Raw genomic sequence first — 26,419 nt, 5'->3', positions numbered from 1 at the left:
GCAAACTTAATGAGTAAAGGTCTTATCATGCTAATCCTGGGCTTACTTATTTTCATTTGAAATAAAATAAATATGTATGGAACTATTTATCATGAATTAATTTCAAAGTGCGGATTTTCAGGATAGAGGCAAAAAAGCAAGATCTGACCCTAGATGCTGCTGGAGCACCCAGAGCGTGACTCCTCATGAGCAAGAAAGCAAAAAGCAAGGCCTGTCCCCATAGGTGCTCGGACGCTAACGAAGGCTTCCCACAATAGAATACAGGCGGTTTCGACCTGAATTTTTCGCTTGATACAATGCCTTATCAGCTTCATTTAAGCATTCTTCAACTGTAGCATCCATAATATTCGAAATATAGACTCCTATTGAGATGGTGTAGTTTATTTTTTGTCCTGATGGCATTTCAAAAGGGCTCTTTTCAATGAGAGACCGAAGCTTTTCCGCAACCTCAAGAGCATTTTTCTCCAAAACATTAGGTAGGACAATGGCAAATTCCTCGCCACCAATGCGACCAACCAAATCAGTACTCCGTAAATCCTGCTGCAACAGCGTGCTAAAATGCTGTAAAACCAAGTCACCTACTTTATGTCCGTTAATGTCATTTACTTTCTTAAAATAATCAATATCTACCATTAAAATAGCTATGTTATATTTCATACGTCTAGCGCGTTCAAATTCTAACTCAGCTTGTTCAATGAAATATCTTCTATTATTTAAGCCTGTCAGAGAATCTTGATTAGCGTACTGTTCTAATTTGGCTATCAGGGATTTTTGCTGGGTTATATCCATAATTTGCGCGATGAAATATTTGACGTTTTGATTTGTATCATGCACTACGGAGCCGGTTAATAAAATCCAAATAATGTGGCCGTCTTTATGAAAGTATCTTTTTTCTAATTGATAATTACTGAGTGTTCCATCTAATAATTGTTTCACATACCCAAGATCGGTCTGTAGATCATCAGGATGTGTAATGTCTATGAATGTTTTTTTCAACAGCTCATCCGATGTATATCCTACAAGCTGACACAATGCCTTATTAACCTGTACAAAACGGCCATCAATGTCAACAATTGCCATCCCTATAGCAGCAGCTTCAAACACAGAATGAAAACGTTCTTCAGATTCCCGAAGTACATCTTCATGAATTTTCCGTTCAGTGATATCGGTAGATACACCGCACAAACCATATATCTTATGGTTATCGTCTACTTCATATAGCGGTGTTTTTACCTCCCAATACACACGAGAATGGCCATCACGCTCTATGGAGTGAATTTCTTCTTGCGTGGTTATCTGCTGGTAAAATACCCTGTTATCAATCTCATGCAACCGTTTCACGGTGGCCTCAGGAAAGAAATGATTATCATCCAAATTTGCTAGTTCTGATTCAGAGCATTTAAACAACCTAAGCGTTGGTTTATTAGCATAGATATAGTGGTGATTAAGGTCTTTCATATACACATATACAGGGATACAATCTAGAGCATCGGACAAACGTTTTGCTTTATATAAGGCCGCTCTCATCTTTTTTCGTGTAAATCTGAAATATTCCCCCACTAACGAAAAAATTGCCCCATTAACACAAAAGTAAATAAGCGTTACTATGGAAGTATGTTCGTCAATGTAAACAGGCTGAACAAAGGTAGAATAATAAACAAACAAAAAACTAAAAAATGTTGCAAATATTCCCACATAAAACCCACCCCATAAAGCAGGGAGCATCACTGCGAGATAAAAAGGTCCAAACCCTAAAAAAATAGAATAATGATTCCATGCCAGGATGCGGATTAATCCTAAAATAATAACTATAATGCTCGTTGAAACAAGCTTGATAATTATATTTACATCGGAAAATGGCTTCAAATTGCTCCCTAACGCAAAGGTGATGCCCATATTATAAATCTAACACAAAATTACAGGTATACTTTGCATTTATTGCAAGTATTACCGCAAGCGTAGCCTGGGAGTAGGCCCGAAGGGCTGTATCCCAGGTTTACATTTCACATTCACTCACCCTCTAATCTCCGTTGAACACCATCATATCCCCAATTTTCCTGCAATACTCCATTCTGAACATAACGATGGAAACTGGAATACGACTTGAAGGTACATATCCATGTTTAACAGGGTTAAAGTGGATGTAATCGATATGTGCTTGTAAGTCTGATTCATCTCGAATTCGATGCTCCCAAAACCGACGTTGCCAAAGAGGATACTCTCCTCGTTGATCTTTTGTTATTTCTACGCCTTGCTTAATTAAATTTTTTGTGAAATACGATTTGATCTGATGCCAGCGTAAAGAGTAATTAAAATCATTGTCTGGCAGTTTCCACACTGTATGCACATGATCAGGCAATACGACCATGGCCTCTGTACTAAAAGGAAATTTTTGTTTTGTTGTTTGAAATTTCTATACCCATGAAGGGGTATCGTATCTGACGAATTAACAATGAATAGGATAGGGGATGAGTTAAAGTACCTAGGTATGCGGCTGAGTCCACTAGGCTTCAACTACACCCGTTAGCAATTTTGCGGGCACCGGATCTAGTCAAGTGCCTGCTGCAACCATCTGTTGAATTGCGCCTTCTAATGCATTGCTGAATGCATCCGCAATGGAGCTTAATCTAATACGCCCAATACCGCATTGCGTCTCTTCCGCTACTATCCATACTAGAGATACTTCCTTTTTTTAACGCGTAGGTTCAACCTCTATAACCAATGATTGAGTCAGTTTATCAAATGATGATTCTGATGGGGACTTTAATACGGCGATTAATGCTTTATTAATTTCTTTGCTATTATGTTGATTAAATTTCCTAACTGAAGTGTTCGAGTCCGATGGGGTGGTTTTTGATAGAATCAAGCCGAACCCATTATAAAACATGTTTGGAGTAACAACCCAAAGGAGAGTTCCCCAAAATAGTGTAAAAGCCACCCCAAGAGTAGCTCGTTGAGTAAATTTGATACTCTTATAGCCTACAATCAGTACCCAAAATGAAATCAGAAGCAGACTAATTTGAGATGCCAAATTTAGGGACACTCGACAATATGCAGTAAAAATCAATAAAAGAACCGTTAAAGCAGGTATAGCTAAAAAAAGTAAATAATTTGAGATCGTTCCCAACCATGATACTTGAAATAGACGATCTCCGGGTATGCCGTTCCACAAAAGCAAACCGACAGGAACAGCAATAAACCAATGAAAATGTTGTGATGTACAAAAACCAAATATGAGTATAGTTGAAAGGGCAAGCATTAAGCCTGAGCGAGCGTGGGCATAGTTCATTTTAGTATTATAGTTTTGTAAACTTTGCCCCCAAATTTCACGCCAGAAGGGAAGGCTTCCCATTAATAAAAATTTGATTAAAGAGCCCATTCCAACCCCATTAATTCGGGTCAGATTTTCTCCAAAAATGAACTTTTGTACATACCAATCTCCATATAAATAAAGATTCCAGAGAATCCATCCATTACCTATTATTAACGAGAGAATTATCCACGGAGAAAAACGAATAAATAATCTGGTGAGTTGCTGATCATATGGACGGGGGATTACGACTAATGTAGGTAAAAAGATTAAACAATAAAAGACTGGTCCTTTCCACCATCCACCTATAATAAGTGCCAAGGTAAGTGCAATTGTTTGAGGTAATTTCTGTCCCGATTCCCACCAGCACAATGTTAACAAAGGAATAGAAAGCAATGAGGCAAGCATCGGAATATCCATCATCCCAAAATGACAAAACGATAGAACGCTTAAACATGATGTTGATAAAATGGCGGTTTTAACAGCTTGCGATCCAGCTGAACTTTGTGATAATGAGTTAAGTGATTTTGTTACAAAAACAAAAATTAACCAAGAGCAAAGTATCCAGGATAGTACCGAAACAACACGCATCCCTCCCAAAGCGCCTAACCCAGTTAATTTTCCAATACCATATCCCAGCCAAAGCAATAAGGGAGGTTTTGTATACCAAGGTTCTCTATTGTGTAACGGCATCAATAATGAGTGAGTGTTCAGAGACTCTTCAATTATTCTTAAATGATATTGTTCATCAGGGTGGACTCGTCCTTGTATGTGACCTATTGAGTCAGTATTGATCAGTATACCTAAAAATAACTGCAACATCATCCAAAGGACTATTTTCGTTGTTGGCGTTATTTTTTCTTTTAGCAATACAATGTTGTTATTTATATTCTCATATAGTATTGCATAGGAATCATTTTTAAAAATATTCATGGCTTTGTTTCCTAGCTCATACATTAATTACCCATCCGCTGTATTTTCAATATTATTATTAAGGTATGTGGCGTAGTCTACTAGGTTTCAAATGCACCCGTTAGCAATTTCGCGGGCACCGGATCGACCTCAAGCTCCTGTTGGATTAACCTGTAAAACAATTTACCTCTCGAGTTAGATGTACGTCGATTAAATCTAAAGGTAAACTCATCCATCTAATACGGTAAATTTTTGTGGTTAATTCCACCATGAAGCGTACCCATTAACCAGCGATTAAGCAATGCTGCAACAAGATGGACCTGTTCAATAGCATCCTCTTCCTCCATATTATGATTACTGATCTGTTCGTGTGTATACCCAAGCTTGGTTAAACCATTATAGCCAGACCAGCCATCGGTTCTGCTGCAACCATCTGTTGCATTGCGCCCTTTAATGCATTGCTGGATGCGTCCTCAATGGTGGTTAATCTAAGACGCCCAATACCCCATTGCGTCTCTTCCGCCGCTATCAATACTAGAGTTTTTCCTCCCGTGCCACGTCCTCTCTTCCCTGATTTTTCGCCACCAATCATAGTTTCATTGATTTCAACTGCTCACCCCGTGCTAACAAAACTCTCACCAATAGACGAATCAACCACAGAACAATATAAAATTTAAGCTTTCTAGGATAAACTATTGCTACCTAAAAAAACTGGAAATGCAGTTTTCATGCTTTTGGAGTGATGAAGGTGAGTGATAAAAAACGAGTTGCGGTGATCATGGGATCGCAAAGTGATTGGCAGATAATGTCACATACCGTGGAGACATTAGATGCTTTGGGCATTCATTATCATGCTGAAATTGTTTCTGCACACCGAACTCCCGATAAACTATTTCAATTTGCTGAACAAGCTGAGAAAAATGAATTTGAAGTCATTATCGCAGGAGCGGGTGGGGCTGCACACCTACCTGGTATGGTTTCTTCTAAAACCAGCTTACCCGTTTTAGGAGTTCCAGTGCCTTCAAATATGCTCAATGGGGTTGATTCTTTGTTGTCAATTGTCCAAATGCCAGCAGGAATTCCAGTGGGAACCCTCGCGATTGGTAAAGCAGGGGCAATCAATGCTGCTTTGTTTGCAGCAGCCATTCTTGCAAATAAATACCCTGACATCCGTCAGCGTTTGCAGGAATATCGTAACGATCAGACACAAAAGGTACTCAATAATTCAAATCCTCAAAAGGATGCTTAATGAAGCTTGCAATTCTAGGTGGTGGACAATTAGCAAGGATGATGTCTTTAAGTGCGCATACATTAGGTATTAAAACTATATGCCTAGATCCCAGTCCTGAAGCGTGTGCTAAAGAAGTGACAGAGGTCATTACTGCACCATTAATGGATGAATCTGCATTAGATAAGCTCCTGGAAAATGCGGATTTTGTAACCATTGAAACGGAGAATATTCCTCTATCCCTTGTAGAATACGTGTGTAAGCATAAAGCCTTTTATCCCTCAGTCAATGCATTGGCCGTTTCACAGGATAGATTATTAGAAAAGAGTTTTCTTAACTCCCTCAATATCCCAACAGCGAGATTTCGGGAGGTGAGTTCAAATGATGTTTTACATCAAGCATATTCGGAATTAGGCAAATCCATCTTGAAGACAAGAAGACTTGGCTACGATGGCAAGGGGCAATTTGTAATTAAGTCTGAAAAGGATATAGAAACGGGGTGGAAGGATTTGCAGGATAAAGCATTAATCCTCGAACAGTTTATTCCCTTTAAATTCGAAGTGTCCTTGATTGGAGTTAGAAGCAAAGACAGGCACCTTCGTTTTTATCCATTGGTTCGCAATTATCATCAAGAAGGGATTTTGCGTTGGTCTGAAGTAATTCTAGATAATCCCAGTTTGCAAAAGGAAGCTGAAGGCATTGTTACTACTATTTTAACTACCCTGGATTATGTGGGAACTCTTTGCGTCGAATTTTTTTACGATGGAACGCACTTATTAGTCAATGAAATGGCGCCACGAGTACATAATTCGGGTCATTGGACTATTGAAGGCGCTTATACTAGCCAATTTGAGAATCATTTGCGGGCCATTTTTGATTTGCCATTAGGTAGCACTGAGGCAATAGGGCATTCATTTATGTTGAATTGCATCAGTGAAATGCCATCAATAACACAGTGCCTCAGTATTCCTGGGGCTCATTTCCATCAATATGGCAAAACAGCGAAACCTAATCGCAAGTTGGGTCATGTGACTTTAGTGGATACTAACTTTCCGCGTTTCCAGGCAAGTAAACGTTTGTTAACTGATGTTTCCTAAGTCCACTAAAAACATATAAAATGTTATAGTGTTCGAGAGTTAATTCATTGTACGATTACAGGAGCGCGATTTAACCGACCTGGTGGTATAATTGTTAATTCGGCAGGAACTTTCTTTTATTGATCATCAGTTCAAACATATTGCGTGTTTATTTATACCTGTATGTATATTTAATCGTCTATAATAGGGATAAATTTATAGTTTGAATAGAAATGCTATGTTTAGTCATAAAAATACTTCAAGAAATGTAAATAAAATCGGTGATGATTTGCTTAAAATTGCCCAATTTATCCTGGATAAAGTTAAAAATTATGCTCCCTTTAGCTCGAATACCAATATAATTGAAGAGATTTCTGAAGAGCAACCAATTCATCGCCTCCTTTGGATCAACGCAATGCGTGCCAGAAATGATCAGGATGGTATACGCCAACTGATATTTAGCTGGGATATCGACATTTCTTCCAATGCGCCTGAGGAACAATATGAGTCAGGCAGGATCAAAATACACTGCGACCAAGTCAATATTGTAAATTTGTCTAATTATTTACAGAGTCAATGTGAGGCGGAAGATTATCACATAGAACTTAATGACCAGTCTCAGGTTGTGGAAATTGAATGTACCCTGACGGATTTAAATAATTACATTTATGATGAAATTGAATCTCTTGAATTTAAAGAAAAACGAAAAAATAAATCTGATTACACCAATAAAGAGCGAGTGGAGAGTATTACAAAAAGATTGGCACAATGGGGTATTGGAAATTGTTCCGACCTTTCTCAGGCAGCAATTGCCCTATTAATGCACTATCCTGCTCAAGGCTTTGCAGAGTTGAATCTTCCTGGTATTGAAACATCAGTACCCATTGAAACCTTTTCAATTGATCATGATGATCATGAATTTGTAGTGATTAACCGCAAAGCAGATTCGGATAAAAATAATCCAAAAATGTGGGGTGATGATGTTATCCTCCTTGATCCATGGCTTGGAGAGTGCTACATGCTCAAGGACGCCTTGTCGGGATCGAGAAACACACCGTCTGTAGAATATATTTTCGATGGTTCAACTTTTAAAATTGAAGATAGTGGATTTATCGCTGAAGGTGCATCAGAGCATTGGAAAGCAACACGCTCTGAATTCGAACTATTTGATCTAACACCTAGAGTTCTCCATCCTGAAGAAAAAATTCCATGGGCAGGATCAAACACTCTCCAACTGAATTTTGGATGTTAATCGATTAGTATCCACGGTGTATTAAGAGTAATTTCTTGTCAGGATTTTTAGACTGATACTTTTGAAAACGGGAACCAGGTATTTTAAAATGCCGATACCCTATTAAAGACTTTCAGGCGCATCCGGGCATTCTGTGGTGAACAGTGCTCAAAATAAAACGGATAAAGGTACTATTGGGATACAAAACTACTTCTAACCTAATCCATTATTGGCGTAAAGCTCAATCAGGAAGAAACGCAGGAAACACTATAAGAATTATTTGAACATTAATTACATCAGGTTGAGTTTATGAATTATGAAATTGTACCCATTCGTGAGCAGCATATAAAAGAATTTTGGTCCGCTGTAGATAGTGTTGCCCGTGAGCATAAGTATCTAGCGTTCCTGGAAGGACCTCCTATTGAAACTACACGGGAATTTGTCCTGGATCATATTAATAATGATTGGCCTCAACTCGTTGCTCTTCATGAGGATAAAGTTATAGGGTGGTGCGATATAAGCCCACTGGATCGCCCTGTATTTGCCCATATTGGTTCATTAGGAATTGGCGTGATTGATGGGTATAGAAGTATGGGAGTAGGGCGAGCATTGATAAGAGCTGCCTTAAAAGAAGCGCAGCAAAAAGGATTAACTCGTATAGAACTTACAGTAAGAGAACAAAATAAAAGAGCCATCAATCTTTATAAAGAAGTTGGTTTCGTTATTGAAGGCATTCATAAAAATGCTGTATGTATCAATGGGCACTATGAAAACCATATCTTTATGGCTTTGTTATGGTGTTAGGCATAGTCCAATTGAACTCCATGCAAATAAAAACAGTTTAATTCAGTTCCTTTGTAAACCCATAGGGTCGTTGCTAAATTTAGACAGTAGTCTGATAATTTAATTGCCAATCTAATAGCTGTTTGTAATATTTGAATTTTTTAGACTGATTATAGGGAGTAGGCAACAAATTAGTATTTACTAGTAAACTACGATTATTGTTCCATTTAAAAAAAATAGGATTCTCTAAATCAAGAGGGAATACTCCTTTCGATGTTATCCACAGTTTTTCATTATATCCAAAAGCACAAGCATCCAGGTCAATTCTAGAAAGCATGTTTCGACCACAAAGGCTATTATATTTTTGGTTAGATAAACTAAATGCATATAATGTAGGAAAAATATCTTTATGAGATCCTACTCGAGAAGGATCATAATGCCAATTTACATGATTTAATAGTTGATGAGGAACATACAAATAAAAAGGAACCGCATACATTAATACAAGCTGCTTTGGATAAGACATACTGACATTTCTGGCTTTATGATCACCTGTTATTGCTACTATAGTATTGTTTGTTTGAGGCGAGGTTTTGATGAAATCAAGAAATTCGCCAAGAAGATCGGTTGTATATCTATAGGTTTGCAATTGCATAAAATCATTTTTTGTTTTAAAGCCATATTTTTTAAAATGTTCTTTATGATTAATAGGCATTTGAGAATAGTGATGAGGTAATTTGAAAGGGGGATGATTTGTTAAAGTTAGTACACTTATAAATACCGGCTTTTTTGCGTTTAATAATATTGACTTGGCCAACTTAAATGCATACTCGTCAAGGACTCCATAAGAATTTTCATCTTGTGATGATTCAGGATATTTTTTCTTTAAATAAGCCAAATCATATATTTTGTCTACTCCCTGAACCTTTAAATACTGATCTAAATTTTCCCAGTTCATACTTTTCGAGCAGATAAAAATGGTCTTATATCCTGCTTCTTTATAGGTCCAAAAAGGCGTCCCTTTAAGGGGTATATTCTTTTTAATTGAGGTGCTCAAGTGGGGGTAGGGAGAATGAAAAAAAATGGCTTCTAAACTATCTGTTGTCCCATTTTTCTCTGATAAAAATCGATTAAAAATAAAATCTTTTTGCCAGTGATTATCTAACTTACCTAAGAAATTATTTTGTGTCTGTGCACCTATCTCTAAAATATTTGAACCCAGGCTTTCTGTAAGAATAAAAACAACATTTGGGGGATGACGTGATATCCATGAGTTTACTGGAGTACTATGTTGTACGATATGTCCAAAGTAATTTAATAATGTTCTACTTTCCTCTTGTGTAACAGGAACAAAAGAATATTTATTTTGATAATCTCGATAGGACCACCATAGCGCACTTATTGGATTAGGAACCAAATCATTCACAATAGGATTTGTCGAAATGTTTATATGTTGTTTTCTTAAAGGAAAAGAATCAAAACTTCCTCGACTAAATAAGAGTAAAATTATAAAGTAACAGACTATTAATACAATAAATTTGGTTCTGTACCTAATGGGACTTAAAGGTATTAATAGTAATTTTTTGATAATGCTCATTGTCAGAAGTGATAACACAAGAGCACATGTTATACCCTTCAAAATAGGATAATTTTGCCAAGCAGCTTCAAGTATGGCTGTTTTATTTTCTGAAAGGAAATTATAAACAAATACATCAAAGTTATGATTAAATGTTTTGAGATAATTATAACTGGCAAAGGAAAGTAGGGTCATTATAAAAACAACTAATACTGAGCTCGCCAAGAAAATTTTTTTTAATAGATGCCAACTCCATTCAAACCAACAAAAAATAGATGCAATCATTAGAAATAAAAGAATAAAAATCCCGGCAATTTTTAAATCAAATCTTAGGCCCGTAATAAATAAATTAACTATGTCATTTTCTTCCAGGGGAATATTTGGGGTTATAATAAATTCATGAAACATCCCTATTCTTGTTAGCATTTGCAATGCAACAATAAACGCAAGCAAGACCAATGAAACAAAACTGAACTGTTTAAGCCTACTCGAGTACATTGGTTCCCTTTAAAAAACAGATGGAATAAAACTCATCATTCAGATATATCTGATGGTTTAATTGGCTTTATCTATTTGAATTGTGGTGGATTATACAGTAAATTTTCAATGGGATCATACTTAGTGAGACCCCATTGGCTAGTTTGCATGTTATTTTATCTTGAAGCTATTTTAGAAGAGCTCCAGGGACTGGTTGAAGATATACTCCGCTGGTATATTCTTGCCAGTTATCGGCATTTTTGATGTTACAATGTTTAGAAACCATATGCCATCCTGGTTCTGGATTAATACATTCTGCTTGTAATGGACCTGCTGCAAAAACCATGGCAGCAGTAAAGAGTAATCCAGCTGCTGTTGATTTGATCTTCATAAGGATCTCCTTGGTGATTTCTTAAATTGCATGTGCAAAAAATAACCAATCTAAGTATAGTCGGTTCCAAGTGATATGCAAACATCAAAAGAAATAAAAGGCTGTGTCTTCAAAAATAGTATCCAAACTAGCAGCTCAGTAGTAAATAAGCGTAACAATAAAACTTACCAAGGGAATAGCCGAACCAAGCATGAGAATGATGATTAATGAGGTCAATAGGGGGGGGGCAATCAGTTCATTCTGTCCCGGCAATGCTTTTTCTTTGATAATCAGATACGCAAGCGATAATAATCCATAAAAATGAAAAGAATAAATGGTGGTTCGAGTTAAAAAATTAGGCATGTAGCCAAATTTTACATAATCAAAGGGAAAGTTGAGCAAAAATAAACAGAGCAACCAAAATCCTAAAGTACGTGTTGGGGCGTTCAGTTTTTGCACTTCTTTGGACCAACACAGTAGCAAAGGCAGGATTAATAAAGAGAAATAATATATCCAGCCGAAGGGACTGAGTAATAGCATGAACACTAGAGTGAGACAGAATCGATAATGGTCCACCGGGTGATTAGTACTATCATTGGTAATTTTGCGTAAGAAGTGATAATAAAAACCGAAGGCGATAGTAAATACTATCAAATAAATTAAGCTGATCTTAAGTCGCAGCTCATGAGGGACATTAAAATTAAAAGTAAAAAGTCGGAATAAAAACCCATAAATACTTGCATTCCAGCTGTCTGCATACCAGGTAACATTACTCATTAAATTATAATAATGTTGGTAAATTTGCGGACCACAAAGATACAGTGGAATAGCCCAGCAACATAAACAAATAAAGAGCATCGTGAAAAATAATTTAAAACGACGCTCAGCAAGCACATAAAAAAACAATAATCCTGGAAAAAACTTAATTGAAATTATAAGTGCCCATAATATTCCTGCCAAATAATCACGTTCTCGCAGGTAATAATAGTAGCCCAACATGATAAACAAAAATAAAATCGATCCGATTTGCCCAATCACGAGATTCATGATGGTTGAGAACAGCATCATATAAAGAAGCACCAGGATCAAGCCATACTGATGCAAGCTGTCTTTTGAAAATGCGAGAGAGAACGTAATGCCGGCTCCAATTAATCCGGAAATGAAGGAAATAAGAAACCAACATAGCAGGGCAGTGTGATAGTTTAGAAGACCTAAGGGGTACGTTAATACCAGAAAGACAGGCGGACATAAATTACCAGATAACTTCCTGGGTATGGGTAAATAATCAGCTACTAGTGTCGCATAAGGATTATCATCATGCATCAATGCCTGTATGGATGAATAAAATGTGGTGAAATCCAGCTTGAATTTATCATTAAATACCAGATAAAAAAGCAATGTATAAGTAATCAATACCCAAATGGCACTAATTGGTTGCCAAATCCGTTTGTTCATCTATTTGTTTTTTTCTACTCACTCAATTAATAGTGTAGATTAGAGTATATACGCTGTTCTAACAACTCAATTGTTACCTGAAACACTAAGCGTCTCCGCCATTAAGTTAATGTGTATCTACGTAGCCCGTATTAGCGAAGCGTAATACGGGAAATAATGGTGTTTTTTGGCCGCTTCGATCCCGTATTACGCTTCGCTGATACGGGCTACCAGGGGGTTATTGAGGGACACTTATTAGGTTCCTCTTGGTTTTTGATTTTCCGGTTTTATTTAATCAAAATATGAAATTTATTGATACTCTGTACCATCAGCACTAGAATGCGTCCTTATAATGGTTTAGGTATTTAAGTTTTGAAACGTGTTTTGATAGATATTTCTAGTTTGGTAAATGAACTAAGACATAAAAGGCCTCCTCATGGTGTTCCAAGGGTTACTCTAGCCTATTTAAACCATTATAAAGACTCCATGCAGGTTTTGATTCGTGGTGGAAAATGGGTTTTTATTCTCTCGCAAGATAAATCTAAAGAAATAGTGAACTTGCTTCTTGCCTGGGATCCTCGCTTATTTAAACTGATTATGAAGCTGATTCTTAAAGGGATTTTATTTTCTCGCCATACTTCACCTGATGCAGAATATTATTTATTGAAAGTAGATCAAGGGGGATTTAAAAATCCTCGTTATATTCAAGCTTTGAATAATAAAAAAATAAACATTATTGCTGTAGTTCACGATCTCATCCCTATTGTAAATCCTGAATATTGTACAGCGCACCACACCTTGAAATTTTCCACTGGATTATCAACTATTCTGGAGCACGCCAAAGGCATAATCACGGTTTCAGAGACTACCCGAGAAAGCTTAATGCGTTATGTCGCAAAGATTGGAGTATTGTGTCCTCCAACCCTGACATCCACTTTAGCTCCCGGTATACCTGCTGCAAATCACAAAGCCCTACCTCGGATTAAAGGTACTTACTTTATTACGGTGAGTACCATAGGAGCGAGAAAAAATCATTTGTTGCTCTTGCAGATTTGGCGCAAGATGGTTAATCGGTACGGAGATAAGGTACCTACATTGGTTATAATCGGGAAACGCAGCGCTACAGATGAATATGCACTGGCTATGCTGGATCGCTGCGAGGAGTTACGAGATAAAGTAATCGAGTTTTCTTGTACTGATGACGAGATGATCAACTATTTACAACATGCCCGAGCATTACTTTTTCCTTCTTTTATAGAGGGTTATGGGCTACCTCTCATTGAAGCTTTGAGTCTTAAGGTACCTGTTATCGCCAGCGATTTAGCAGTTTTTCGGGAAATAGCTGGTGACATCCCTGAATATCTGGATCCTCTGGATGGTTTGGGATGGATGAAATGTATAGAACAGTATACTCAAGAAAACAGCGCTCCTAGAAATGCACAATTACAACGAATGGAAGGCTTCCGTATCCCGACTTGGCAAGACCATTTTTCCCGCGTAGAGGCTTTTGTAAATACATTATAAACAAAGCTTTGTGCCTCAACAGGACTTCCGAAAAAAGCCCAATCAATTCGTTATAAATTCCTGTTGTCTTGAACTTGGGGTTTTTCGAAAGTCCTGATAAGAACTGTGTTTTTAGTTAAAATCCAATTTTTTAATCTCTGTAAAGACTTTTATGGTTTTGTGCATTATATTGATAATACAAACATTTATTTTAACAATGTAAGAAGGATACTCATTTTGAAGGATGATGATATTAAAAAGGATTATGAAATTGGTGTTGACTCAATTAAGTCACGTTATCTGCCTAAAGCACTGGATTTGCTGAAACAAATTGAAGATTTTTCTCCAGACTTAGCCGATGTTATTGTTCGTCAGGGAATGCATGAGATTTGGCAAAATAAAACATCATCGCTTAGTATGCGCGAGAAAGAATTGATGGTTTTAGCCTCTATCATTACTGACAATACAGTTCAATTTGAGGTCGCTTTGCATACAGAAAATTGTTTACTGCAAGGGGTCAGTAAAGCAGAAATTATAGAGATGTTGGTGCTTTTGACGCTTTACGTGGGTCAGCCGAAAATACTCAATTGTCTCGACGCGGTGAAACAAGCTTTTACTAATTATGATAAGCATCTAAAAAATTAATACTGTATTTAGTGTTTACATCATATAGGGCCAAAAATTGGAAACTGCTTTTAACCTAATGATGCGTACTTAATCTTTTGTAGCCCGTATTAGGTGCAGCCGTAATACGGGAAATAATGGCGTATGTTGCCACATCAAGCCCGTATTACGCTTCGCTAATACGGGCTACAATTTCTATCTTCTCGATAAACAAATCAACTTGAGCAAAATGCTTGAGCCAGGTTGACGCGGTGTCATTTGCTCAACGTTTTAATTGATTTTACTTCAAGGAAGCCATCCAATATTCAGACTTTCATTGAAATACTAAGTAATTTGAGAATGTTTTTTCTGGTGTGGAGTTGGTATCGGATTGTTTTTTATAAAATGTCTTAATATCTGCTGATCCAAAGGTAAACGATTTTGACCATTCCAGTTGAATTGTATTGTCTACATGAACTCTATTCTGTGCGGAACACTCCAAAATACGTTTATAAACTCGTTGCCAGGAATTCTTTTGTTCATCGTCTGATTTTGAGAAACCACACAAGTCACAATATAATTTGGCAATCTGTTCCAAGTCATTCCTGGTGACTGTTACTTGTTCTGGTTTAACATTAACAATCACAATGTCTAGTGGAGCATCAACAGATTCACCATTTTTTCGAATTACCACAACCAGCTCAGGCTTGTCAGATAATCTGATACATTCACTGGTAAAACCAACCTGTGTAACAGGTAGTTTGGTCAGTATTGAATTAATCTGTTTTATAAACGCAAAATTGTTGTGTAATCCCAACCATCCATTTTGGGGTGTTCTCAATTTTGGAATAAAATCATCAGATTCGCTGTTAGTTTTAATCCCGTATTCAGAAAGCAATTTTTGAAATCGTTCCAATATATGAGGTATGCCAGCATTAATTTGATTTTTCACATTATCTAAATGAGAACAGATAAAACGCTTTTGTAACTCTGGAAATTTGTTTAAATCATGGTAGAGCTTTAATAACGTTTTATCTTCACAGTGTTCTTCAATAAAACTCTCATTGGCCATAATTTCCAGAACTTTATTGGCACTATCAGGATCTGTTGTAAAAACACGATGTTCACGTTGAGGATAATAAGATTTATCTACAGCGCCTTTTCTTTGAAACACTGTTTTAGCATATATATCACTGGTTTCATCACCAGATAATATAAACCATCCGCCACTTCCCGTGAGTGCGCATAGAGCCATCTTTTCATTCAATAGACGTTCAAATTCCTCTTGAGTACTTTTGTTGGTATCTAATTCCTGTATTAGGTCATTGGCATAAGAATAAAGTATTGTTGTTTTTAGGGAACCTTTCAGGGGAAAGTTATGCTCTAACTGGCCGTCTGTTACTTCAATGTTCTGAAGAAAGGCATCAATAAATTCATGATGCAAAGGATCCTGGAGGAATCGTTGTTTGGCCATTTGCAATAAAACGGTCATTGCTAATGAACGGTAATCATGATTACCAGAAAAATTAATACAACCACCTTTTACATGTTCTCGTAATGAACCGTCCTTTCTGTTAAAAACGACCTGTGCTTTTAACTGTTCTTCTTTTAATAGCTCTTTTGGTAAGCTACCGTCTGGATTACACTGTGCACTATACATTTCTGTAGTAATATGGGTGGGACCTACGGTGGGAAGTTTTAAGTATTCGGCTTCCGCCTCTAATGGTCTTTTAGCAAATAAAGCTTCATCAATAATGACAGGGGTTGGTTTTCCATGTTCAAGGGCGAGGGCGTTAATGTATTCGTACAGTGCACCTCGTACTTCTGAATGTACGTAGCCAACGGCGTCCACTCGTACTCCATCAAAACCATAATCCAGCATGTATTTACGGATATAAGGGTGCCAAAATTCGCGGATAATTTCTTTTCTTATCGTTTCATCATCATAATTAAAACCTCTTACATCTTTAAAGTCTTCATGAATCCCTTTGAACCAATGAGGTTTATCCTGACATAGGCGAGCATCGATAGCCATATGATTCAATACCAAATCGAACATTGGAACGATATCAAGAGTTCTTGCTGTTTGAGTAAATAATTGCAATGCTTTTTTATTTAATTGTTGAACTTTCTCTGCAGAATCTGCTGAAGTCCTCACGTTAAACAAAGGGTTAATTGTGTCAGGATCACTCATAGCATAAATACTTCGAGTGACCTCATTGTATCTTGTTACGCCATTATTTTTATCTGATTTAAAAAAATCGTTTATATCGCCGCAAGCTTGCAATGGATTCAACCAAACTGCATTAAAACCTAATTCTTTTAGAGTATAAAGATATTTGGTCATTTCATTGATAGTACCAAACTGAGTGGGATACATGTCATAACAACAAATTATTCCGTTCCCATCGACCAAAAAATGATAACTCATAAAAATAAAGCCTTTAATAGGTTTCGATTGTGCAACACGCAATGAAATTGATTTTTATCAAATTTTATTGCCACTCATACTGTGAAGTATTTTATCACTTTTTCTTTCAAATAACCCTTTAAAATGCTCGTATGTCTAGCATTGGAGTTCGGGAAGTGTCTATCACATCGCTTATTATTTGTTCTTCTTGTACCAATATCTCTTTAGCTTTATCCATTGCGCTGTGGTGTATAGTATTGATAATAAAAACGTTTATTTTACTGTTGGACAGAACCTTCTCTACTGCCCTATCCCAGGACGTGAATTGAGATTTATTTCCTTCGACTATCCCTTTTCCAAAGTAGGCATTATTTATAGCGGATATGGAGTTGGAGTGGTCCGATAGTTTTTTAGCAATGAGCAATGCTTCTAATGCTGGATTATAAAGATACGAACAGTTTTCATTTGAAGCAGCTAAATTATAATAGGTTTTATAAAGCAATAGATATCCTGGAGTCCAATGGTATTGACTTGCCTCTTTTGCATAGGATAAAGCGACTAATGCAGAGACTTCTGGATGTGTTTTGTATTGCTCAAAAGCCCAGGTAGAGAGGGAGTTATAAGCATAAAAACAATGAAACTCGGCACTTTTTTTAAGAAACTCCAATTCATCATCTTGAAAGCGAGCATTAGCTGCAGCGCGACATTCCATTGCTTGCCAGAAAAAATAAATGCCTTTAATCAACTGACACGGGGTGATTGGCTGATAAAGCTGTAAAGAAAAATCCCCTTTTTTAAACTCATCCATCCGCGAAATCCATATAGAGCTTTGACTTAAATTACTACAAAAATTTTGAATGGTCTGGCTTAACTCGGTGTATTTAATCAGCGTGGTCAAATCAAGTTTTTCCAATAAGGATCGCGCCTCAACGTGTTCTTCTGCTTGTATTTTGTTCTCAATGTCTCTTAAAACATCCAACTCTGCCTCTGTTGATCTCAACCAGTTGGTAAAAGACCCCATATATCCTCCAGAAAATCTAAATTTTGATACAACTCAGCACTGAAACCACTTACTCAATACATACAATTTGAGCAATCTAAAATAGGTCAATATTGATTCATGAAGGGCTATTTTAACACAAAAAAATGAGTTATTGTCATCTAGACATGAAAAATAATGATCTCATCAACTCCAAACATCCACATGTAATTTATTTTATTTAAACAGAATGATTAAAAAGGAGTTATTTTCACCTAAATTTTAACAAAATCGAGGTGGTGGTCTATATTTATACATGTAATGAACATTTATGGCTGATTATACTATGGCAAATGACAAACTGGATTTATCTCAAAGGGAAGTTAAAGCAGAAAATCCTGTTCTCAATGGGAATGGTATTCTGCGTTGTTACAATATGTTTCCCACTCAATTTGGTACTATCAGTTCAATGACCGAATATATGTCCAAATTACATAAAATGGGCTTTAATGCAGTTTGGCTAAACCCAATCCAGGCGACAGGAGATGTAAAAGATTTAAGAAAGCGTGATAAAACAAATGGAGTAAGAGCGTTCAATCTGGTATCACGAAGTCTGTATGCGATGACCGATACTGACCTGATCAGTCCGTTTGTTAGTGATGCGAGTTCTGAGCTCCCTCTTAAAGACAAACAGGAAATAGATAAAAAATCATTGCAACAACTTACCGATGCTGCCCGCAAAAATGGTTTAGTGCCCATGTTTGATTTAGTATTGAATCATGTTGCAAGTGATTCAAGACATAGATTGGAACATCCCGAATGGTTTCAAAAAGAAGTACATAAAGACTTTAAAGATGCCATAGCATTTGATTATAGTGATCCTAAAATAAGAGACGAAATTATAGAGAAATTTTGGCGCCCCTATATTGAAAAGTACATGGTTGAATATGGTTTTGAAGGGGTACGGGTTGATGCCGTTGCTTATGTTCATCCTATGGTTCGCCAGAAAATATATGAAATAATTTATGAAACTGCCAAAAATAATAATAAACCACGACCAATAATTCTTGATGAATTGCTTTTTGACGACCCTGACAAGACTCTGGAACAAGTCGTTAAAGAAGTACAACTTGATAGTGATCTAGGGCCAACACATATTACCAGGGGTACTTATTATGCCCAAAGGGATAGATATGGTGGACTACCCGCATGGTGTAAAGATGAAGAGGGACTCAAAGCGCAAGTAATCTTCCAAAAAAAGAACGGCGAATTGCGTGTTGGAGCAAAGGGAGGTTGCATTTCTTTTTCTGGAAACCATGATCATGACTCCTTAGCCATGAAGATTTTGGAAGAAATGGCACACAAACGTTTATCAGAATCTCCAGAGCTCCATCATGCCTATGAATTGGATTTTGTGCATAAAAGTAAAAAAGAACGAGATGAAGCGATTCAATCAATCTATTTATACTCATTCATTAAAGACATTCAAAATGAAGTCCTTAGTGGAAACACGAATACAATTAAGGAAGTAGAGTATAAAATGCGTGAAAAAATGGCGATGAGTGCGTTAACCTCCAGTGGTGGATGGTATGCCTTATCAGGTGATGAAAGTGGAGATTTACTTGCAAAGCCTGTATTCAGACGTGCTCATGCGCAAGACCAGACTTATTATGCTCAACGAATTCATAATATTTTTGATAGCGAGCACAAGGACCATAAAGTGGCTATGGAAGTTCTAACCAAAATGGCCATAGAAAATCTTCAACAAGAACCACTGGGAACACGATATAATGAACTTCATTTGCATCCCCATGCTCAACAACGATTGTTAGTCTCTTATATTGAAAATTTAAAAAATCAAATTAATTGTGGCGATAGTGTAGTGTGTTCTCTATTTCAAGAGAAGCTTCAACAAAAGGATATTAGTATTGATTTTGAAGAGGCAAGCTATACCCCCACACCAAGAACACCTGACAATGGATGGAATGGCAAACATGATATGAGTCAGTTCATGGGAAGAATGAATCACGTATTAGATACTCTACCTTCTTCTCATTCAGGTTTTTGGAGTGAAATCATTAAAATTCCTGATAAACCTGATTTATTCATCGTAGTGCGCAAAAACGGAATGGGATTGAGTTCTAAAACAGATCTGGCCATTGTTAATTTAAATCCTGATGTTCCTGTGGATTTAACTCATGATGACATTCATCAAATAGCCTGTAATTTTCAAAAACGAGTTATTCCAGAAAACAATGAATACGGTCATCCCAATTGGCATCAAGGCAATCCTGATTTTAATATGGCGTATCATACTGTTATGGCGTGTATTGATGCTCACAGAATACATGTAGATGACACCATTATTCCTAAAATACCTGTCTCGAAACTTACTTTTGATTATCAAGTATCAAACAGAAATCGTATGTTTGCCACCACGCAACCACCATCTAAAGTAGATATGGAAAAAGTGATGGAAGGTACTGAAGAAGATATTCTTGACTTTACTACACCCTCAAATGAAGGAGAGGATAAGAAAATGCAAGAGGGTTTAACACCAGAGGTAAAAGTACAAATATAGTACTGTACCAAGTATTCTATATTAAAGGATGTTATTTATCGAGTGATGGTGACTTGGTTAACATTCTGTTTTTTCTAGTAATGCACCAGCTTATAAAGCAGCCAAATGCCTGTAATGCCTAAGGTCAGACCATGTTTTTTTGCCGTATGATTGTACGATCTGATAATTTAAGACGTTTGTCATTCTACACCGCATCTCATTGGAATTGATTATAATTTTAGCTCGGTTTTTTTTATGTAGGCTCTAGAGGAATAAGAAGCCACATAATAACATAAACCAAAAACGCTGCTCCACCTGCAAGTAGAAATAAAACAAAAGCAAATCTAATCCAAAATGGATCAACTTTTAAGTAATCAGCCAGCCCGCCACAGACCCCTGCGATTTTACGATCTTTGCGGGAACGCCATAAACGTCGATAGGGTTGGTTTTTCTTTTTCATCGGTACTCCTTGTAACTAAAACATCTCCTGTCAATTCAGGAATGTTCAGGAAATGCACATTTTATAATTGGTCGGTTTGATTCACCCGGCACTCTCTGTTACACCGAATACCATAACAGGCAACAATACGGCTAGAGATTGCCCCAACAAAAAATAACACCAATAGAAGCCAACCAGTCGATGCTAATTGGTTAGAGTTCTCTTCCCCAATTGGCTGATTGACAATGATATTACCTTTTTTCAGGTGGCCAGGATTCTTAACCATTTAGCGCAACCCCTTGCCCATTTATCATTTTAGGATGATATACAGCGTATTTAGTGGTATTGATACTCCAAGTAACCAGGCTATAACGTACTTCATAGTAAACTCCCTGTTAGTAACTTAAGGATTAAATACAGATTTAGTACCTTTGCAAGAACATTGAATCCCTGGGTGTGGTCAAAATATATTCAACCCGATCTATATAACTATAGACCTTTAATGTATTGTTAACCATTTAGTCTTTAAATGCCTGAAGTACAATCAAGTATGCAAAGGGGGTAATGCCGGATAATTCTCTTTAAATACAGCCAGTCTGTTGTTCTATGAACTGCCGTGGGTTGGGGGTGGAAGGGAGAGTGTTTTATATTAAAGCCTCAAAATGTACTACAATTGAATAAAGTAAGTGCCCAGTTAATTACAAGGATAAATATTTTCTTATTTTTAAATAAGGCGTTCGCTTAAATGGATAAAATAACGGGTACACTACTTGCTGACTTATTACTAGAAAAAGAACAATTTATTGAAAAGATAACAGCGTATCAAACCCTTTTAAAATCTTTAAACCCCTCTCTTAGTAATTATGCTGATCAATCTCACAGTGTTTTTTATGAACTGTCTATCGATTTAAAAACAATGCTCAATGTGAATCAAGCTATAGAAAATTTATGGAGACTCCCTGGAAGCGAGGTTAAAAATAACATAGCCACCTGGTTTAACACCATTCACCCGGAAGATAGAGCGCTTGTTAAAAAAGCGCTTCGTAATTTTGTTAAATCTGGTGAAGAGGAAATCGCCCTTGAGTATCGTTTGCTTTATGATGATTTATCGTTATGCCACATCACTGATAAGGTCATTTTAATAAAGGATAATTTAGGACATGCTAAATCAATTATGGGCATTGCTACTGATACAACAGATTACATCCTCTCCAAAAAAAATCTTTTTATTTACGAGCAGATCCTGGAAGCTCATACTCAAGAAAAAAATAATAATCTGTTTTTTGATTCCATGTTAAAAATCATCTCGACTTCTTTTGATTGGGATTACAGTGAATTATGGTGTGTTGATGAAAAGAAATCTTATATCTATTGTACCAATACATGGGCTAAAAATAACAATCAAAATAGTAAAATCTATAAAGAAAGCCATAATATGAAGGTCAAGACTAAATCTGATTTTAATGGTTATTTATCGACGCAAGATAACATTGTATTTATTACTGATATTTCGCCAGAATCAAAATATGATCTTTTAAGAAAAGCATCGAATTGCAATTATAAATCAGTTCTTGCAATTAATATAAGAAATATGGAGGGCTTACTCGGTCAAATTTTATTTTTTTCAGAGAAGAATAAGGCGTCTAGTTCATTAACAAATGAGAGCTATAATAAAATATCTTATTTACTTTCAACAGTCATGGCAGAAATAAATTCAGACAAGATGCTATCTTATTATTCACGCCACGATAATTCCACAGGGCTTTTGAATCAATATGGATTTGAGCTTGCTGTGAAAGATTCTATAGATAAAGAAAAAAATTACTTTTATGCAATTGTTGTAATTTATATGCATGGAATAGAAGAGTTTTCAGCCTCTTATAGCGGCACAATGGGGAAAAAACTATTTAAAAAAATAATTTTCTATTTACAGGATCGACTTTTATTAACGATAAATTGCATGGCAAAACTTTCTGAATCTAAAATTGTCCTGCTGACAAAGAAACTCATTAATAAGTTACAAATAGACTCGATTATTAAAGTAATTCAAGACAGTTTTATCAACGCATTTGAAGTTCAGGGTATTAGAGCACTGCTAACGCCCAGGTTGGGGATCAGCATATTTCCAGATGATTCTATAGATGCTTTGGCCTTAATCCATAATGCAAACATCGCAAGCAATTATGCAAATTATAAAGAAAGTAGTTCATGCGCATTTTATTCAACGTCATTAGCGAACTCAATCAAGCGAAGTATTGAAATTGAAAATGCCTTGCGATTTGCAATTGCTGAAAATCTGTTACACGTATTATATCAACCTAAAATCAGTCTTATCTCTGGCCAAATTACTGGCGTAGAAGCCCTTGTTCGTTGGCATGATCCTGTACTTGGTGATATCGCTCCTTCAGAGTTTGTTAACATCGCTGAGCGATCAAATCTGATTATTTCTCTTAATGAATGGGTTTTTTTTGAAGTAATTAATCATTTCCCTATGGTTGAATTAAACCTTCCGGTATCAATCAACATATCCGCTAATAACCTTAGTCCTTCATATGATTTTGTTGCGTTTGTTAAAAAAATATTGAAGCAGCTTAATATTCCGGGATACTTTATTGATCTCGAGTTGACTGAATATCAATTGGCACAAGACAATGCCTACAGCATGAAAGTTTTAAATAAACTAAGAAAGGAAAAGATTACACTATCTATTGATGATTTTGGCACAGGATTTAATTCTTTTGAATATTTAAAAGTATTTAAACCTGAAGCAGTTAAAATTGATAAAAGCTTTGTTGATGGCATACCTCATAGCCTTGAAAATATGGGTATCATTCGCGCAGTTATTGCATTATCAAAAAGCCTTGATATTAAAACAATTGCTGAGGGCGTCGAAACAAAGGAACAACTGGATTGTCTGATTGAAGAGGGATGTGATGAAATGCAAGGTTTTTATTATTCCAGGCCTGTGTCAATTATGGATTTGAAGAAATTAATAAAATATGGTGCGGGCTTGAATAAGTAACTAGAGAGTACATGGGGAATAACCGCATGAGATTAATTCAATTGATATAGTGCAGCAAGGTTTCGAATAAATTAATTATAAATGATGTAGCATCTATAGGGCTTAACTTCACCATAAAACATAAAGTAGTTACACCTCATAATTTTTTTTCATTATAAAGTGGTAATGCTTTTTTAAAAGGCAACTTCTTGATTATTAGTTGATTAAACAGTACTTTGAATTAATCGTTAATAAATCGGTTTGGATCAGTACCTTAGCTGAATGGAGAACTTATGTTTCGCGAGCTAATTAATCATATTCCCTTTGGAATATTAATTATCCTGGTAATGGCTCTGTTCGTAGTTATTTCTTATGTATCCGCTTATTTTTCCGATTATTTTTTTTTCCACGAGAACGATAATACTCATCGACAATTATCAAATTCCTTAATGAGTATCTTAACGGGGGGATTTTTTGTTTTACTTGCTTTTATCATTATAAATACGTGGAACTATCTGCAAGATGCGAGCAATGCGGTATCTAAGGAAGCTGATTATCTCGCCATTATAATGCGGGATATTGGCGTTTTTCCTCCTGAAACACAGGCAAAAATCAAGGCTGCTGTAGGTCAGTATACTGTGGCGGTAAGGATTGATGAATGGGCAGCCATGAGACATGGAGAAGAAAATCCTGAAGCCTGGGCTAGTTTGAATAATTTATATTTAGCAGTACAAAATTATAATCCTGTTACCAGCAAAGAATTCTTATTTTACAGGCTGGTTATGAATAATATTAATAACGTTTTATTGTCTCGGCGAGAACGTCTAAATAAAATTGACAGCATAATTCCTAAATCTTTAAGTTACTCCATATTCTGGGGTTCAATTTTCTTAGCGTTCATGCTGGGGGTAATAAGAGGTAAAGACAGTATAATTAAATTAAGTCCTATGTTGCTTTTTTCCGCTCTTTTGGGTTTTAACCTTGCTTTGGCGCTTAGTTTTGATTACCCCTATTCAGGGGATATCGCAGTGAGCAATAAAATTTTTTATAATGGGGTGCTTAATGAATTTTCAGATAATTAGCATTTTTATTTCCGTAAGTTTCTGACGATATACTCTTCTATTGAACTCTTCTGGAAACACTCTGTTAATAATGTTGCCCAGTCAACTTTTTCAGTATATGCTGATGGCTCAATCAGCGCTAATTTGTGACACAGTGACTTTTATAAGCGCGGTAAGTGCTTGTTTTTCATAGAGTTCTGGGTTAACTGATTGTATGCATCAGAACCTAAGTAATACTAAGGATTAATCTATTAAGGAGTTCAAAGATTATGGGTACTTTATTTAATTGGCTTCCTAACACATTAGGGTTAATGAGTGAACCGAATGAATTTAGGAAAAATTGCTATAAGACTTATGGAGGTGATGCTCCGCGTTGGGGTGGTTACATGGATGGATGTGAAGTTGGATCAGGCTTTTATGAGTTAGCATTTTGTTTTTTAGGAGCTGTTGGTTCCATGGCAGGGTTAGTAGGAGGATATATGGCTCTATACTATGCAAAAAATGGAGACTACAATATGTCTTCAGAGGACAATCCAGGATATGATACTGAAACGTCAGCTTATACTCTTAAATAAATTAACCACTAATTGATACGTGACATCAAAAGTGAACCTTAAGTGGTGAGCGTCAAATTTGGTTGTGGGGTTACTTTATTAAAAATGCTCAGGTTAGCTAAATGTTATAAAATGCATTAACTGGCCTGAAAAGTACTAATTGCTTCTCCTTGATATGAAATTCACGAACAAATTTCTCGCTTACTCAAACTTTATATAAAATACTTTTGTAGATAAAACAATGCATATTCCGGTAATTCCATTATCAAGTACCAAGCGCTTGCCTTTGCGTGACTGGAACGAACAAAATTTCTTGACCACGTCATTTTAAAATGCTGGGAAACACACTATTTCAGTGCCTAGTCAGTGAGCATTTATCGATGTTCAAAATTTTTGTGGCTACTCATATAATTCTCCTGAGCCGAATTGCTCTTTGGGGGCATCTTTATATTTGGGCAGATTATCGTTGAAATTGATAATACGATTAGCATACCAAATGTGCCTGACCGGTTTAAATGAGTCAGGGATGTTTGTATGAAAATCAAAATTATTTACATTAATTCCAATGCCTCCTTGTTTTGCTGGATCAAGAGAGATTCCGTAAATAAGACTTTTGCAATTGGAGCATAACAATAATTTTGCAGTTTCTCTTATGAGTTCATCAAGACTATCCTGACCAGAAAGAATGCTGAATTTGTCTGTTAAATAAGCTGCTGTAAAGGAGTAACCTGGTTTATCGCTGGCATTTTGAGACATTGCTGCAATTTCACGACACTTATTACAATGGCAGTGTTGAGTAAAGATAGGGTCACCGGTACATAAAAATTTAACTGTTCCGCAACTGCATTGACCATGATAATTTGTCATTATTGTATATCACCTTCAAAATGTTTCTCTAATTGTTCTCTATGA

At 36.3% G+C, this 26,419-nt stretch carries 21 protein-coding genes and 1 pseudogene; 10 read left to right on the top strand and 12 right to left on the bottom strand.

Going from position 1 to position 26,419, the window contains the following annotated elements; all coding sequences use genetic code 11:
- Positions 1 to 234: 234 nt before the first annotated feature.
- The 4 genes and pseudogenes from IZU94_RS06985 to IZU94_RS06970 all read right to left on the bottom strand — a co-directional run bounded on the left by IZU94_RS06985 (position 235) and on the right by IZU94_RS06970 (position 4,826).
- Positions 235 to 1,866: a sensor domain-containing diguanylate cyclase gene (locus IZU94_RS06985; RefSeq protein WP_238400356.1), complete on the bottom strand. Its 1,632-nt coding sequence runs from the start codon at positions 1,864 to 1,866 to the stop codon at positions 235 to 237.
- A 154-nt stretch (positions 1,867 to 2,020) separates the two neighbouring features.
- Positions 2,021 to 2,398 (bottom strand): annotated as a pseudogene (locus tag IZU94_RS06980) (REP-associated tyrosine transposase); the annotation flags it as partial.
- A 294-nt stretch (positions 2,399 to 2,692) separates the two neighbouring features.
- The gene (locus IZU94_RS06975) at positions 2,693 to 4,243 is read right to left on the bottom strand and encodes an ArnT family glycosyltransferase (protein WP_203109290.1); all 1,551 of its coding nucleotides are present in this window, start codon (positions 4,241 to 4,243) and stop codon (positions 2,693 to 2,695) included.
- Positions 4,244 to 4,610: 367 nt separating this feature from the next.
- The gene (locus IZU94_RS06970; RefSeq protein ID WP_369410897.1) at positions 4,611 to 4,826 is read right to left on the bottom strand and encodes a transposase; all 216 of its coding nucleotides are present in this window, start codon (positions 4,824 to 4,826) and stop codon (positions 4,611 to 4,613) included.
- Between the two features lie 138 nt (positions 4,827 to 4,964).
- Here IZU94_RS06970 and purE point away from each other — a divergent pair, with 138 nt between their 5' ends.
- From purE to IZU94_RS06950, 4 genes are all read left to right on the top strand, one after another.
- Positions 4,965 to 5,471 carry a 5-(carboxyamino)imidazole ribonucleotide mutase gene (gene purE, locus IZU94_RS06965; RefSeq protein WP_203109286.1) on the top strand — a complete coding sequence of 169 codons (507 nt, stop codon included), beginning with the start codon at positions 4,965 to 4,967 and terminating at the stop codon, positions 5,469 to 5,471.
- A complete protein-coding gene (locus tag IZU94_RS06960) occupies positions 5,471 to 6,547 on the top strand; it encodes a 5-(carboxyamino)imidazole ribonucleotide synthase (protein WP_203109284.1) in 1,077 nt (358 codons plus the stop codon). Before purE ends, IZU94_RS06960 begins: the two co-directional genes overlap by 1 nt.
- Before the next feature lie 217 nt (positions 6,548 to 6,764).
- A complete protein-coding gene (locus tag IZU94_RS06955) occupies positions 6,765 to 7,778 on the top strand; it encodes a hypothetical protein (RefSeq protein WP_203109281.1) in 1,014 nt (337 codons plus the stop codon).
- A gap of 288 nt (positions 7,779 to 8,066) precedes the next feature.
- Positions 8,067 to 8,561: a GNAT family N-acetyltransferase gene (locus tag IZU94_RS06950; RefSeq protein WP_203109279.1), complete on the top strand. Its 495-nt coding sequence runs from the start codon at positions 8,067 to 8,069 to the stop codon at positions 8,559 to 8,561.
- 79 nt (positions 8,562 to 8,640) lie between these two features.
- Here IZU94_RS06950 and IZU94_RS06945 read toward each other — a convergent pair whose 3' ends face one another.
- The 3 genes from IZU94_RS06945 to IZU94_RS06935 all read right to left on the bottom strand — a co-directional run bounded on the left by IZU94_RS06945 (position 8,641) and on the right by IZU94_RS06935 (position 12,418).
- Entirely contained in the window at positions 8,641 to 10,524 is a 1,884-nt protein-coding gene (locus IZU94_RS06945) for an LTA synthase family protein (protein ID WP_203109277.1), read from the bottom strand.
- A 256-nt stretch (positions 10,525 to 10,780) separates the two neighbouring features.
- Entirely contained in the window at positions 10,781 to 10,984 is a 204-nt protein-coding gene (locus IZU94_RS06940; protein WP_203109276.1) for a hypothetical protein, read from the bottom strand.
- Between the two features lie 135 nt (positions 10,985 to 11,119).
- On the bottom strand, positions 11,120 to 12,418 hold the full coding sequence (locus tag IZU94_RS06935) for a glycosyltransferase family 87 protein (protein ID WP_203109274.1): 1,299 nt from the start codon (positions 12,416 to 12,418) through the stop codon (positions 11,120 to 11,122).
- A gap of 363 nt (positions 12,419 to 12,781) precedes the next feature.
- On the opposite strand from IZU94_RS06935, the gene IZU94_RS06930 reads away from it, so the two are divergent.
- Positions 12,782 to 13,921 carry a glycosyltransferase family 4 protein gene (locus IZU94_RS06930; protein WP_238400688.1) on the top strand — a complete coding sequence of 380 codons (1,140 nt, stop codon included), beginning with the start codon at positions 12,782 to 12,784 and terminating at the stop codon, positions 13,919 to 13,921.
- Between the two features lie 105 nt (positions 13,922 to 14,026).
- Complete coding sequence (locus IZU94_RS18420; protein ID WP_203109270.1) at positions 14,027 to 14,545, top strand: carboxymuconolactone decarboxylase family protein; 519 nt, start codon at positions 14,027 to 14,029, stop codon at positions 14,543 to 14,545.
- Positions 14,546 to 14,837: 292 nt separating this feature from the next.
- Here IZU94_RS18420 and IZU94_RS06920 read toward each other — a convergent pair whose 3' ends face one another.
- Together IZU94_RS06920 and IZU94_RS06915 are read right to left on the bottom strand one after the other, a co-directional pair.
- Positions 14,838 to 16,934 (bottom strand): alpha-amylase family protein, encoded by a 2,097-nt coding sequence (locus IZU94_RS06920; protein WP_203109268.1) that lies wholly within the window; start codon positions 16,932 to 16,934, stop codon positions 14,838 to 14,840.
- A gap of 118 nt (positions 16,935 to 17,052) precedes the next feature.
- Positions 17,053 to 17,934, bottom strand: coding sequence for a DUF5630 domain-containing protein (locus tag IZU94_RS06915; RefSeq protein ID WP_203109266.1), 882 nt, complete (start codon positions 17,932 to 17,934; stop codon positions 17,053 to 17,055).
- A gap of 289 nt (positions 17,935 to 18,223) precedes the next feature.
- Here IZU94_RS06915 and IZU94_RS06910 point away from each other — a divergent pair, with 289 nt between their 5' ends.
- Complete coding sequence (locus IZU94_RS06910) at positions 18,224 to 20,473, top strand: alpha-amylase family protein (protein WP_238400360.1); 2,250 nt, start codon at positions 18,224 to 18,226, stop codon at positions 20,471 to 20,473.
- A 232-nt stretch (positions 20,474 to 20,705) separates the two neighbouring features.
- On the opposite strand, the gene IZU94_RS06905 is transcribed toward IZU94_RS06910, so the two are convergent.
- Both IZU94_RS06905 and IZU94_RS06900 read right to left on the bottom strand, forming a co-directional pair.
- Positions 20,706 to 20,912, bottom strand: coding sequence for a PspC domain-containing protein (locus tag IZU94_RS06905; protein ID WP_203109264.1), 207 nt, complete (start codon positions 20,910 to 20,912; stop codon positions 20,706 to 20,708).
- 61 nt (positions 20,913 to 20,973) lie between these two features.
- Positions 20,974 to 21,177 carry a hypothetical protein gene (locus IZU94_RS06900; protein ID WP_203109262.1) on the bottom strand — a complete coding sequence of 68 codons (204 nt, stop codon included), beginning with the start codon at positions 21,175 to 21,177 and terminating at the stop codon, positions 20,974 to 20,976.
- A gap of 459 nt (positions 21,178 to 21,636) precedes the next feature.
- Here IZU94_RS06900 and IZU94_RS06895 point away from each other — a divergent pair, with 459 nt between their 5' ends.
- The 3 genes from IZU94_RS06895 (at position 21,637) to IZU94_RS06885 (ending at position 25,528) form a co-directional block, all read left to right on the top strand.
- On the top strand, positions 21,637 to 23,913 hold the full coding sequence (locus tag IZU94_RS06895; protein ID WP_203109261.1) for an EAL domain-containing protein: 2,277 nt from the start codon (positions 21,637 to 21,639) through the stop codon (positions 23,911 to 23,913).
- Between the two features lie 272 nt (positions 23,914 to 24,185).
- Positions 24,186 to 24,974 carry a bestrophin-like domain gene (locus IZU94_RS06890; protein ID WP_203109260.1) on the top strand — a complete coding sequence of 263 codons (789 nt, stop codon included), beginning with the start codon at positions 24,186 to 24,188 and terminating at the stop codon, positions 24,972 to 24,974.
- 248 nt (positions 24,975 to 25,222) lie between these two features.
- Positions 25,223 to 25,528 (top strand): hypothetical protein, encoded by a 306-nt coding sequence (locus IZU94_RS06885; protein WP_203109259.1) that lies wholly within the window; start codon positions 25,223 to 25,225, stop codon positions 25,526 to 25,528.
- Between the two features lie 378 nt (positions 25,529 to 25,906).
- Here IZU94_RS06885 and IZU94_RS06880 read toward each other — a convergent pair whose 3' ends face one another.
- A complete protein-coding gene (locus IZU94_RS06880; RefSeq protein WP_203109258.1) occupies positions 25,907 to 26,374 on the bottom strand; it encodes a GFA family protein in 468 nt (155 codons plus the stop codon).
- Positions 26,375 to 26,419: the final 45 nt, after the last annotated feature.

This window comes from Legionella bononiensis, from assembly GCF_016786215.1.
GTDB classification, from domain to species: Bacteria; Pseudomonadota; Gammaproteobacteria; order Legionellales; family Legionellaceae; genus Legionella; species Legionella bononiensis.
Note: the sequence above shows the minus strand (reverse complement) of the source record. Positions and strands in the feature narration are given on the sequence as shown.

What these genes read in the sequence shown, in the direction of transcription:
- IZU94_RS06975 (WP_203109290.1), bottom strand. Translation starts at nt 4,243, where the DNA reads ATGAATATTTTTAAAAATGATTCCTATGCAATACTATATGAGAATATA.
- purE (WP_203109286.1), top strand. Translation starts at nt 4,965, where the DNA reads ATGAAGGTGAGTGATAAAAAACGAGTTGCGGTGATCATGGGATCGCAA.
- IZU94_RS06960 (WP_203109284.1), top strand. Translation starts at nt 5,471, where the DNA reads ATGAAGCTTGCAATTCTAGGTGGTGGACAATTAGCAAGGATGATGTCT.
- IZU94_RS06955 (WP_203109281.1), top strand. Translation starts at nt 6,765, where the DNA reads ATGTTTAGTCATAAAAATACTTCAAGAAATGTAAATAAAATCGGTGAT.
- IZU94_RS06950 (WP_203109279.1), top strand. Translation starts at nt 8,067, where the DNA reads ATGAATTATGAAATTGTACCCATTCGTGAGCAGCATATAAAAGAATTT.
- IZU94_RS06945 (WP_203109277.1), bottom strand. Translation starts at nt 10,524, where the DNA reads ATGTTTCATGAATTTATTATAACCCCAAATATTCCCCTGGAAGAAAAT.
- IZU94_RS06940 (WP_203109276.1), bottom strand. Translation starts at nt 10,984, where the DNA reads ATGAAGATCAAATCAACAGCAGCTGGATTACTCTTTACTGCTGCCATG.
- IZU94_RS06935 (WP_203109274.1), bottom strand. Translation starts at nt 12,418, where the DNA reads ATGAACAAACGGATTTGGCAACCAATTAGTGCCATTTGGGTATTGATT.
- IZU94_RS06920 (WP_203109268.1), bottom strand. Translation starts at nt 16,934, where the DNA reads ATGAGTTATCATTTTTTGGTCGATGGGAACGGAATAATTTGTTGTTAT.
- IZU94_RS06915 (WP_203109266.1), bottom strand. Translation starts at nt 17,934, where the DNA reads ATGGGGTCTTTTACCAACTGGTTGAGATCAACAGAGGCAGAGTTGGAT.
- IZU94_RS06910 (WP_238400360.1), top strand. Translation starts at nt 18,224, where the DNA reads ATGGCTGATTATACTATGGCAAATGACAAACTGGATTTATCTCAAAGG.
- IZU94_RS06905 (WP_203109264.1), bottom strand. Translation starts at nt 20,912, where the DNA reads ATGAAAAAGAAAAACCAACCCTATCGACGTTTATGGCGTTCCCGCAAA.
- IZU94_RS06900 (WP_203109262.1), bottom strand. Translation starts at nt 21,177, where the DNA reads ATGGTTAAGAATCCTGGCCACCTGAAAAAAGGTAATATCATTGTCAAT.
- IZU94_RS06895 (WP_203109261.1), top strand. Translation starts at nt 21,637, where the DNA reads ATGGATAAAATAACGGGTACACTACTTGCTGACTTATTACTAGAAAAA.
- IZU94_RS06890 (WP_203109260.1), top strand. Translation starts at nt 24,186, where the DNA reads ATGTTTCGCGAGCTAATTAATCATATTCCCTTTGGAATATTAATTATC.
- IZU94_RS06885 (WP_203109259.1), top strand. Translation starts at nt 25,223, where the DNA reads ATGGGTACTTTATTTAATTGGCTTCCTAACACATTAGGGTTAATGAGT.
- IZU94_RS06880 (WP_203109258.1), bottom strand. Translation starts at nt 26,374, where the DNA reads ATGACAAATTATCATGGTCAATGCAGTTGCGGAACAGTTAAATTTTTA.